Genomic DNA, 10064 nt, shown 5'->3' with positions numbered 1-10064 from the left:
AGCGCTACGTTCGGGACGTAGAGGCCGGAGGTTCGAATCCTCTCACCCCGACCAGTTTCTCGTATTCAAGTGGTTCCTGCGGCACGGTTTTCTGGCCTCGCCCGCACAGCAATTTCCCAGCATCCTTCGTATTCCCGCTCGGTGCCGCAGCGTATTTTGCCGTGCGCGCAGGCACGGCTCCCGCCGCCGGCGCGGCAAACCCCTCTGCTATAGTGGGCGCTTCGTCGCCTCTCTTCTCCCGCTTTGGACTCTTGGCCGCTCTGGGCGCAACTCGGCGCTGTCGCGCTGCTGCTGTGCTGCTCCGCCTTCTTCTCGATTTCCGAAACCGCGATGATGGCGCTCAACCGCCATCGCCTGCGCCATCTTGCCAAGTCCAACGTCTCGGGCGCGCGCAACACGCAGCAGTTGCTGGGCCAGACCGACAAGCTGCTCTCGCTCATCCTCATCGGCAATAACCTGATCAACACGGCCGTGCCGGTGCTGATCGCGAACCTGGCGATCCACTACTTCGGCAACAGCGGGACAACGCTGTCGATCGCCACGGCTGTGGTCGCCTTCCTGATCATTGTCTTCTGCGAAATTGCGCCGAAGATCGTCGGTGCGACGTACCCCGAGCGGATCGCCTTTCCGGCCAGCTTCATCATCAAGCCGCTGATGAAGGTATCGACGCCGCTGGTCGTGGTGGTCAACGCGTTTGCCATGGGCGTGCTGCGGCTGGTGCGCATCAATACGAGCAAGGCGCCGGAGCAGCGCATGTCGCCCGAAGAGCTGCGCACGCTGGTACTGGAGTCGGGCAACTTCATTCCGCACAAGCACCGCAGCATCCTGCTGAACCTGTTCGATCTCGACGCGATCACCGTGGATGACGTGATGACGCCGCGCGCGCGCGTGGAATCGCTGGACCTGTCGCGCCCGATCGACGAGGTCATCCAGCAGCTCGAAACCTGCTATCACAACAAGCTGCCCGTATTCGAGCAGGACAGCGACCAGGTGATCGGCATCCTGCACGTGCGCAAGGCGCTGTCATTGCTCGGCCACACGGAACTGACGCACGACGACTTCCGCGGCCTGCTCGTCGAGCCGTATTTCGTGCCCAGCGGCACGCCGGTCTTCCGCCAGCTGCAATACTTCCAGGAGAACCGCCGCCGCATCGGCCTGATCGTCAACGAGTACGGCGACATGCTCGGGTTGGTCACGCTCGAAGACATCATCGAGGAGATGATCGGCGAATTCACCACCACGCTGCCGAACGCCGGCAAGCTTGCCTGGGACGCCCAGCACACGTACATGGCCGATGCCGGCATGTCGCTGCGCGACCTCAACCGGCGCCTGGGCCTGACGCTGCCCACGGACGGGCCGAAGACCCTCAACGGGCTGTTGCTCGAAGTGCTGGAGGAGATTCCCGAGGCGACGGTCAGTGTGAAGATCGCGGGGTGCGTGATGGACATCGTGCAGATGGACAGTCAGTCGATCCGCACGGTGAGGCTGCACCAGCCGCCGCCCACGAAGCGCAGCTGAAGCCACACGCGACGCCGGAAGCTTCAGTCCTGCCCCTTTCGTGCCGATGTGGCACAAATGCAAGCTGCGCCGGGCGGTGCGCTTTACAAATCCAGGCCCGGTGGGCAAACTGCCCCGATCCCGGGCACCACCCCCCACGAATGGGTGGGATGCCGGCTGCAGAACATAAAACAACTCGCCTAGGGGGGCGGGCACGCGTTGCGGCAGTGGGGCCCGGCGCGCGCTGAACATGGTCAGCCAGACGGATTCATGACTCTCGGACTCGCTCTAGCGCAGAGCCGGCGGATCGCGCCGACGTTACTCACCCAGCTCGAACAGAGCGCGCGTGAAAAGCGCACGCAACTGATCGACGAACTCGTGAGCAGCGGGATCATGAGCGCTCACGACCTTGCCGTGTTCGTGGCCAGCAAGTACCAGATGCCGCTGCTGGATCTGGCGCAGTACAAGCTGGATACGGTGCCGGCCGTGCTCACGGCCAACAAGCATTTCGCGCAACTGCGCCTGCTGCCGCTGGCCCGGCGCGAAAACCGGCTGATCGTTGCCACGTCCGACCCCAGCGACGCGCGTCCGATCGAAGAGTTGCGCCAGAAGATGAACGTGACGATCGAAACGGTCATCGTCGAGCACGACAAGCTGGTGCGCCAACTCAACCTGGCCAACGAAGCGCCGGCCGAGATCAAATCCCTCTTCCCCAAGCAGGAAGCCGTACAGATCGAATACGACCCGGGCGCCGCGGCGGCCACGCGCCGCACCACGGCCGACGGCATCGACGATGCCCCCGTCGTGCGCTTTCTGCAGAAGCTCTTTACCGAAGCCCTGCTGCGCGGTGCTTCCGACCTGCATTTCGAGCCGTTTGAAACGTTTTACCGCGTGCGCTTTCGCATCGACGGCGTGCTGATGCAGGTGGCCCAGCCGCCGCTGGACATCCGCGACAAGATCGCCACGCGCATCAAGGTGCTCTCGCGCCTGGACATTTCCGAGAAGCGCGTGCCGCAGGACGGCCGCATGAAGCTGCTGATCACCGTCCCGAAGGACCGCAAGGACAAGGACAACAAGGAGACGATCGATCGCGCCATCGACTTCCGGGTCTCGACGCTGCCGACGCTGTTCGGCGAGAAGATCGTGATCCGGATTTTGGAGTCGTCCACCGAGCGGCTCGATATCGACCAGCTCGGCTACGAGCCCGAGCAGAAACAGCTGCTGCTCGACGTGATCAAGCGGCCGTACGGCATGGTGCTGGTGACGGGGCCGACAGGCTCGGGGAAGACGGTGTCGCTGTACACCTTCCTCAACATGCTCAACACCGGCGACATCAACATTTCCACGGCAGAAGACCCGGCGGAAATCCAGTTGCCCGGCATCAACCAGGTCAACGTGAACGACAAGGCGGGGCTGACGTTCGCGGCGGCGCTCAAGTCGTTTTTGCGGCAGGATCCGGACATCATCATGGTGGGCGAAATCCGGGACCTGGAAACGGCCGATATCTCGATCAAGGCCGCGCAGACGGGCCACCTGGTGTTCTCCACGCTGCACACGAATGACGCTCCGACCACGCTCACGCGCCTGATGAACATGGGCGTGGCGCCGTTCAACATTGCGTCGTCGGTGCTGATGATCACGGCGCAGCGTCTGGCGCGCCGGCTGTGCAAGGACTGCAAGAAACCGGGGCCGCTGCCGAAGGAAACGCTGCTCGACGCCGGCTTTACCGAGGCCGACCTCGACGGCTCATGGCAACCGTATCACCCGGTCGGCTGCGAGACCTGCAACGGCAGCGGCTACAAGGGGCGGGTCGGCATCTACCAGGTCATGCCGATTACGGAGGCGATCCAGGAGATCATCCTGACGCACGGCACGGCGCTGCAGATTGCCGAGCAGGCGCGCAAGGAAGGCGTACTGTCGCTGCGTGAAGCGGGCCTGAAGAAAGTGAAGCTGGGGCTGACTTCTCTCGAGGAAGTGCTGGCCACGACGAACCAATGACCTTCTCGATCAATCGTTCCCATACCGGGGGGTAGGAACCAACCATGGCCACACGAGCACCAGCCGCAAACCGCGCGGCCGCCGCGCCGGCACGCAAGACCGCCAAGACGAAGGCGCCCACGCAGTACATCTTCGAGTGGGAAGGCAAAGACCGCAAAGGCAAGATCTTCAAGGGTGAAATGCGCGCCGAGACCATCACCGAGGTCAACGCGATCCTGCGCAAGCAGGGGCTGTCGATCACCAAGTCCAAGCGCCGCCGTGCCGCGCGCGGCAAGAAGATCACGCCGAAGGACATCGCGTACTTCACGCGCCAGCTCTCGACCATGCTCAAGGCCGGCGTGCCGCTGCTGCAGTCGATCGACATCATCGCGCGCGGCCACGCGAACCCGAACTTCACGCAGCTGCTGACCGAGATCCGCATGGACATCGAGTCGGGCAGCAGCATGGCGCAGGCGTTCCGACGCCACCCCCGGTACTTCGACACGCTCTATTGCAACCTCATCGACGCCGGTGAGCAGGGCGGTATCCTCGATGCGCTGCTCGAGCGGCTGTCGCTGTACATGGAAAAGTCGATCGCGCTGAAGGCGCAGATCAAGTCGGCCATGATCTACCCGATCTCGGTGCTGACGGTGGCGTTCCTGGTGACGGTGGTGCTGATGATCTTCGTGGTGCCGGCGTTCAAGGGGGTGTTCTCGAGCTTCGGCGCCACGCTGCCCGCCCCGACGCTGGTGGTGATGAGCATCTCCGACTTCTTCGTGCAGTGGTGGTACTTCATCGTCTTCGTGCCGATCATCGGCATCGTCGCATTTGTCCGGGCATTCAAGCGATCGGAGAACGTGCAGCGCGCCACGCACCGGTGGATCCTGAAAATGCCGATCTTCGGCGACATCATCCGCAAGGCAACCATCGCGCGCTGGACGCGCACGCTGGCGACGATGTTCGCGGCCGGCACGCCGCTGGTGGAATCGATGGAATCCGTGGCAGGTGCTGCCGGCAACTGGGTCTATCACGACGCGACGATCGACATCCAGCAGGCGGTGCGCATCGGTACGAGCCTGACCAACGCCATGCAGGCCACCCACGTGTTCGACAACATGGTGCTGCAGATGACGCAGATCGGTGAAGAGTCCGGTGCGCTGGACAGCATGCTGCTGAAGGTGGCCGAGTTCTACGAGCGTGAAGTCGATGACGCCGTGGCGAATATCTCGGCGCTGATCGAGCCGATCATCATCGTGATCCTCGGCGTGCTGATCGGCGGCATGGTGGTGGCGATGTATCTGCCGATCTTCAAGCTGGGTCAGGTGGTTTGATGCCCGACATGTTTGTCATCTCCACGCTGGCGCAATTGCCGGCGTGGTTCGTGATCGGGTCCGGCGCGCTGGTCGGCCTGCTGGTCGGCAGCTTCCTCAACGTGGTGATTCACCGGCTCCCGCGCATGATCGAGCGCGAAGAAGCGAACTACATCGCTGAACTGCGCGAAGAACCACTGCCACACCCCGAGACCTACAACCTGGTCGTGCCGCGCTCGGCGTGCCCGTCGTGCGGCCACCAGATCAGGGCGCTCGAGAACGTCCCCGTCTTGAGCTGGCTCGCGCTGCGCGGCCGGTGCAGCGCATGCAAGACGCCTATCTCGTGGCGATACCCCGCCGTGGAATTCGTCACGGGCCTGCTGACCGCGGCTTGCCTGTGGCATTTTGGTCCGACCTGGGTGGCGGTGGCGTCGGCGGTGCTGCTGTGGTTCCTGATTGCCGGCACGATGATCGATGCCGACACCCAGCTGTTGCCCGACGCCATCACGCAGCCGCTGCTTTGGCTCGGCCTGGGGGTGAATCTGTTCGGCATGTTTGCGCACCTGGATGACGCCGTGATCGGGGCGATGGCCGGCTACCTCTTCCTGTGGTCCATCTACTGGGCCTACAAGCTGCTGCGCGGCCGCGAAGGCATGGGCTACGGCGACTTCAAGCTGATGGCCGCGCTCGGCGCGTGGTTCGGTTGGCAGGCGCTGCCGCTCCTGGTGCTGCTGTCCTCGGTGGTGGGCCTGGTTTTCGGGCTGGTGCGCATCGCGCGCGGCGCCAAGAGCGAATCGCCGTTCTCGTTCGGGCCGTTCATTGCAGGGGCCGGCGCGATCGCCCTGCTGGCCGGGCCGCAGTTGCTCGTGATGGCCGGGTTCGGGCCGCTGCTCGGGCCGTAAGAGGCAGCCATCATGCGCGTGATCGGCCTCACCGGCGGCATCGGCAGCGGCAAGAGCTACGTGGCGGACCGCCTCGCCGATCGCGGCGCCGCCATCGTCGATACCGACGCCATCGCGCACGAGATCACCGCGCCGGGCGGCGCCGCCATCCCCAAACTGGTCGAAACCTTCGGTGCCGGCATCCTGCGCGCCGACGGAGCCATGGACCGCGACGCCATGCGCGCGCTGGCCTTTTCCGATGCGACGGCCAAGGCGCGGCTCGAGCAGATCACGCATCCCCTCATCCGCGAGATTGCGTTGTCGCGCGGGGCCGCGGCACAGGCGTTTGGGGCCAGCCCATACCTCGTCTACGTGGTGCCGCTGCTGGTGGAATCCCTCGCCGGGCCGCAAAGCTGGCGCAAACTCGTCGACCGCATCCTGGTGGTCGATTGCCCCGTGGAAACGCAGATCGCACGGGTCATGGCCCGCAATGGGCTGCCGCGCGTGCAGGTGGAAGCCATCGTCGCACGCCAGGCTCCGCGAGAAGCGCGCCTGGCCGCGGCCGACGACGTGATCGACAACAGCGGCACGCTCGACGACCTCACCCCCCAGATCGACCGTCTGGACCAAGCCTACCGGTCGAGCTGAAGCCGCCGGAAAGCGCCTGTCACAGTCCTTTGCATTGTGATGCGCGAGGGTCTCGCATAGAATGCGGGCAGATTGAAGCCAAACGGGCTTCACGGCCGCATATGCCAGCCGGCCAGCAAACCGGGCACCCAGTTTTGATCCTGTACGAATATCCCTTCAACGAACGCATTCGGACGCTGCTGCGCCTCGAAGACCTGTTCGAGCGTCTGGATTTCTTTCTCGTGCAGGAACACCCGCTGCAGCACCATGTGGCGCTGACCACGCTGTTCGAGATCGTCGACGTGGCAGGCCGCGCGGATCTCAAGTCCGACCTGCTCAAGGAGCTGGACCGCCAGCGCCAGACGCTGACCGCCCTGCGCGCCAATCCGCAGATCGACCAGGATGCCCTCGACAGCGTCATCAGCGAGCTCGAAACCGCCTCGGGCAACCTCACCGCCACGCAGGGCAAGGCCGGCCAGCTCATCGCCGACAACGAATGGCTGACGAGCATCCGCAGCCGCGCCATCATCCCGGGCGGCACGTGCGAGTTCGACCTGCCGGCGTATTTTGCATGGCAGCATCATCCGGCCGAGCGCCGCCGCACCGACATCATCAAATGGGCCCAACCGCTGGTGCCACTGCGCGACGCCACGATGATCGTGCTGCGCCTGCTGCGCGAATCGGGCCAGAGTGGCAAGGTCATTGCTAACGCAGGTAGCTATCAGCAGATGCTGTCGGGCCGCGTGTACCAGCTCATGCAGGTGCGCCTGGATGATGCGGCGCTGGGCTTCATTCCCGAGATCAGCGCCAACAAGTACATGCTTTGGGTACGCTTCACCCAGCAGGATGGCGACCTGCGACCCAAGCCGGTCGACGCGGATATCCCGTTCCAGCTCAAGCTCTGTAATTTCTAGCCTTTGCGATGAACGTGAAGACCGTCAAATGCCCGACCTGCGGCAAGCCGGTGCCATGGGTGCCGGAAAGCCGCTACCGCCCGTTCTGCTCCGAGCGCTGCAAGCAGATCGACTTGGGCGCCTGGGCGGCCGAGCAGTACACGATTCCCGTGGTGGAAGACGACGACTTGCCGCCCGACGCTCCGGGCGGCGATACGACCAGCAAGCTCAACTAGCGGTCAACTGGCGCTCGCTTCCTCGCGCATCCATTCGAAGACGGGCAGTGTGGCCGGCAGCACCGGCTCGACGCTGACCGGCAGCGTCTGCCACGCAAAGTCCTGCCCTTCCAGCGCCCGCAACGTCCCTTCCCACGCCGTCACCTTGCAGAAGTGCAGCCGCACATAGGCGTGCGGATAGTCGTGTTCGATCGTGCGCCAGGGCTCGCATGTGCGCAGGGTGATGTCGAGCTCTTCCTTCAGTTCCCGCGTGAGAGCGGCTTCCACCGACTCGCCCGACTCCAGCTTGCCGCCAGGGAATTCCCAGTAGCCTGCATACGGCTTGCCTTCGGGGCGCTGGGCCAGCAGGAAGCGGCCGTCCGGCTGCACCAGCACGCCCACGGCCACTTCGGTGATCTTGCGGCCGTCCGGCGTGTGCGTGGGCGGCACTTGCGTCAGGTTGTCAGTCGACATGCTGGCGCCCGTGCTTGCCGCCCCAGTCGCGAGCGAATTGCCAGGCCACACGGCCCGAGCGCGAACCGCGTTCGAGCGCCCACACCAGCGCCTCGCCCCGTGCAGCGGCGATGTCCTCGTCGCTGCAGCCGAAATGCTTGAGCCAGTGGCCCACGATGGTCAGGTACTCGTCCTGCTTCGGCGGGTAGAACGACAGCCACAGGCCGAAGCGCTCGGACAGCGAAATCTTCTCTTCCACCACCTCGCCCGGATGGATTTCACCGTCCGACGTGTGCTGGTAGGTCTCGTTGTCCTTCATGTACTCGGGCAGCAGGTGGCGCCGGTTCGAGGTGGCGTAGATCAGCACGTTGTCCGACTGCGCCGCCACCGAGCCGTCCAGCGCCGACTTCAGCGCCTTGTAGCCCGATTCACCGTCCTCGAACGAGAGGTCGTCGCAGAAGATCGCGAAGCGCTCGGGGCGCGAGGCTAAGCGCTCGACGATGTCGCCGAGGTCAGCCAGGTCGTCCTTGTCGACTTCGACCAGGCGCAGGCCTTCGTTCACGAATTCGTTCAGGCACGCCTTGATGAGCGACGACTTGCCCGTGCCGCGCGCCCCCGTGAGCAGCACGTTGTTGGCCGGCAGCCTGCGCACGAACTGTCGCGTGTTGGCGACGATGGCGGCCTTCTGGCGCTCGATGTTGTGCAGGTCGCTCAGATGAATCGGCGGCAGCTGGCGGACCGGCGCGAGGTAGCCGATGTTGCCGAACAGGCTCTGGCGCTTGCGCCAGCGAAAGGCCACGGCCTCGTTCCAGTCGGCTTCGGTCAGTTCGGGAGGCAGCCACTGCTCGAGCCGTCCGAGAAAGCGCTCGAGCCGTGCGGAAAGATCGGACGACATCAGCACGGGCCTCCGGTCAGGAGCGGTAATCCGCGTTGATCGACACGTAGTCGTGCGAGAAGTCGCACGTCCACACCGTGGCAGCAGCGTCACCGCGACCGAGCGCGATGCGCACGGTGATCTCGGCCTGCTTCATCACGCGCTGGCCGTCTTCTTCGCGGTAGTCGGGGTTGCGCCCGCCGTCACGCGCGACCCATACATCGTCGAGCCACAGGTTGACGCCGTTGACGTCGAGGTCCGTCACGCCGGCATAACCGACGGCGGCCAGGATGCGGCCCAGGTTCGGGTCCGATGCGTAGAACGCGGTCTTGACCAGCGGCGAATGCGCCACCGCATACGCGATCTGGCGGCATTCTTCGACATGGCGCCCGCCTTCCACGCGGATGGTCATGAACTTGGTTGCGCCCTCGCCGTCGCGCACGATCTTCTGCGCCAGCTCCTGGGCGAGGCCGGTCAGCGCATCGCGCAAGGCAGCGTAGTCGGGGTGGGATTCGGAATCGATGCGCGGCGTGCCGGCACGGCCGGTGGCGATGACGACGAACGAATCGTTGGTCGACGTATCGCCATCCACCGTCACGCTGTTGAACGAGTGATCCGCCGCGTGGCGCACGAGGCCTTGCAGCACGGCTTCATCCACGTTGGCGTCGGTGGCGATGAAGCCGAGCATGGTGGCCATGTTCGGGCGGATCATGCCGGCACCCTTGCTGATGCCCGACAGGCGGACGGTCTTGCCCGACAGCGTGCACGTTGCCGAGGCCGCCTTCGGTACGGTGTCGGTGGTCATGATGGCCTCGGCGGCGGCCAGCCAGTTGTCCGGCTTCGCGTTGGCCTGCGCGGCAGGCAGCCCTGCGATGATGCGATCGACCGGCAGCGGCTCGAGGATCACGCCGGTCGAGAACGGCAGCACCTGCTCGGGCGATACGCCGAGCAGCCTGGCGACGGCATCACAGGTCTGGCGCGCATGCGCGAGGCCGGGCGCGCCGGTGCCCGCGTTGGCGTTGCCGGTGTTCACCACGATGGCACGGGTGCTCTTGCCGCTCGCCAGATGCTCGCGGCACACCTGGACGGGCGCCGCGCAGAAGCGGTTCTGCGTGAAGACGCCGGCCACGCTCGAGCCCTCTGCAATGCGGACCAGCAGCACGTCCTTGCGATTGGCCTTGCGTACACCGGCCTCGGCCCAGCCCAGGTCCACGCCATCGATCGGCAAGAGGGAGTCGGCAGCGGGCGCGACGAGATTCACAGCCATGGACACACCTTTCAAATGAGGATGCCCGCATCGCGGGCATCGTGAATCAACAGAAAACGGAATGCGCCGC

The 10064-nt window shown here is 64.9% G+C and carries 10 protein-coding genes; 7 read left to right on the top strand and 3 right to left on the bottom strand.

Features of this window, described 5'->3' with window-relative positions:
- Nucleotides 1–243 precede the first annotated feature (243 nt).
- The 7 genes from A6M56_RS04685 to yacG all read left to right on the top strand — a co-directional run bounded on the left by A6M56_RS04685 (nucleotide 244) and on the right by yacG (nucleotide 7421).
- Nucleotides 244–1518: an HlyC/CorC family transporter gene (locus tag A6M56_RS04685; RefSeq protein WP_045785945.1), complete on the top strand. Its 1275-nt coding sequence runs from the start codon at nucleotides 244–246 to the stop codon at nucleotides 1516–1518.
- Nucleotides 1519–1767: 249 nt separating this feature from the next.
- A complete protein-coding gene (gene pilB, locus A6M56_RS04680; RefSeq protein WP_045785944.1) occupies nucleotides 1768–3495 on the top strand; it encodes a type IV-A pilus assembly ATPase PilB in 1728 nt (575 codons plus the stop codon).
- A gap of 44 nt (nucleotides 3496–3539) precedes the next feature.
- Nucleotides 3540–4805 carry a type II secretion system F family protein gene (locus tag A6M56_RS04675; protein ID WP_045785943.1) on the top strand — a complete coding sequence of 422 codons (1266 nt, stop codon included), beginning with the start codon at nucleotides 3540–3542 and terminating at the stop codon, nucleotides 4803–4805.
- Nucleotides 4805–5686 carry a prepilin peptidase gene (locus tag A6M56_RS04670; protein ID WP_062737997.1) on the top strand — a complete coding sequence of 294 codons (882 nt, stop codon included), beginning with the start codon at nucleotides 4805–4807 and terminating at the stop codon, nucleotides 5684–5686. The genes A6M56_RS04675 and A6M56_RS04670 overlap by 1 nt, the downstream gene beginning before the upstream one ends.
- Nucleotides 5687–5698: 12 nt before the next feature.
- Nucleotides 5699–6313, top strand: coding sequence for a dephospho-CoA kinase (gene coaE / locus A6M56_RS04665; RefSeq protein WP_045785941.1), 615 nt, complete (start codon nucleotides 5699–5701; stop codon nucleotides 6311–6313).
- A 134-nt stretch (nucleotides 6314–6447) separates the two neighbouring features.
- Complete coding sequence (gene zapD, locus A6M56_RS04660; protein ID WP_062737999.1) at nucleotides 6448–7206, top strand: cell division protein ZapD; 759 nt, start codon at nucleotides 6448–6450, stop codon at nucleotides 7204–7206.
- A gap of 8 nt (nucleotides 7207–7214) precedes the next feature.
- Nucleotides 7215–7421: a DNA gyrase inhibitor YacG gene (gene yacG, locus A6M56_RS04655; protein ID WP_045785939.1), complete on the top strand. Its 207-nt coding sequence runs from the start codon at nucleotides 7215–7217 to the stop codon at nucleotides 7419–7421.
- Nucleotides 7422–7424: 3 nt separating this feature from the next.
- Here the strand turns inward: yacG and A6M56_RS04650 are convergent, their stop codons facing one another.
- From A6M56_RS04650 to argJ, 3 genes are read right to left on the bottom strand one after another with little or no spacing between them, the layout of a single operon-like run.
- Complete coding sequence (locus A6M56_RS04650) at nucleotides 7425–7874, bottom strand: NUDIX domain-containing protein (protein WP_045785938.1); 450 nt, start codon at nucleotides 7872–7874, stop codon at nucleotides 7425–7427.
- Entirely contained in the window at nucleotides 7864–8748 is an 885-nt protein-coding gene (locus A6M56_RS04645; protein ID WP_102080129.1) for an ATP-binding protein, read from the bottom strand. Before A6M56_RS04645 ends, A6M56_RS04650 begins: the two co-directional genes overlap by 11 nt.
- Nucleotides 8749–8764: 16 nt before the next feature.
- Complete coding sequence (argJ, locus tag A6M56_RS04640; protein ID WP_045785936.1) at nucleotides 8765–9994, bottom strand: bifunctional glutamate N-acetyltransferase/amino-acid acetyltransferase ArgJ; 1230 nt, start codon at nucleotides 9992–9994, stop codon at nucleotides 8765–8767.
- Nucleotides 9995–10064: the final 70 nt, after the last annotated feature.

Source organism: Ralstonia sp. RL, assembly GCF_001683835.1.
GTDB lineage: Bacteria > Pseudomonadota > Gammaproteobacteria > Burkholderiales > Burkholderiaceae > Ralstonia > Ralstonia mannitolilytica.
Note: the sequence above shows the minus strand (reverse complement) of the source record. Positions and strands in the feature narration are given on the sequence as shown.

Bases quoted from the DNA above. Each gene is read 5' to 3' on its own strand.
- A6M56_RS04670 (WP_062737997.1), top strand. From the start codon at position 4,805: ATGCCCGACATGTTTGTCATCTCCACGCTGGCGCAATTGCCGGCGTGG.
- A6M56_RS04675 (WP_045785943.1), top strand. From the start codon at position 3,540: ATGGCCACACGAGCACCAGCCGCAAACCGCGCGGCCGCCGCGCCGGCA.
- coaE (WP_045785941.1), top strand. From the start codon at position 5,699: ATGCGCGTGATCGGCCTCACCGGCGGCATCGGCAGCGGCAAGAGCTAC.
- yacG (WP_045785939.1), top strand. From the start codon at position 7,215: ATGAACGTGAAGACCGTCAAATGCCCGACCTGCGGCAAGCCGGTGCCA.
- pilB (WP_045785944.1), top strand. From the start codon at position 1,768: ATGACTCTCGGACTCGCTCTAGCGCAGAGCCGGCGGATCGCGCCGACG.
- A6M56_RS04650 (WP_045785938.1), bottom strand. From the start codon at position 7,874: ATGTCGACTGACAACCTGACGCAAGTGCCGCCCACGCACACGCCGGAC.
- A6M56_RS04645 (WP_102080129.1), bottom strand. From the start codon at position 8,748: ATGTCGTCCGATCTTTCCGCACGGCTCGAGCGCTTTCTCGGACGGCTC.
- argJ (WP_045785936.1), bottom strand. From the start codon at position 9,994: ATGGCTGTGAATCTCGTCGCGCCCGCTGCCGACTCCCTCTTGCCGATC.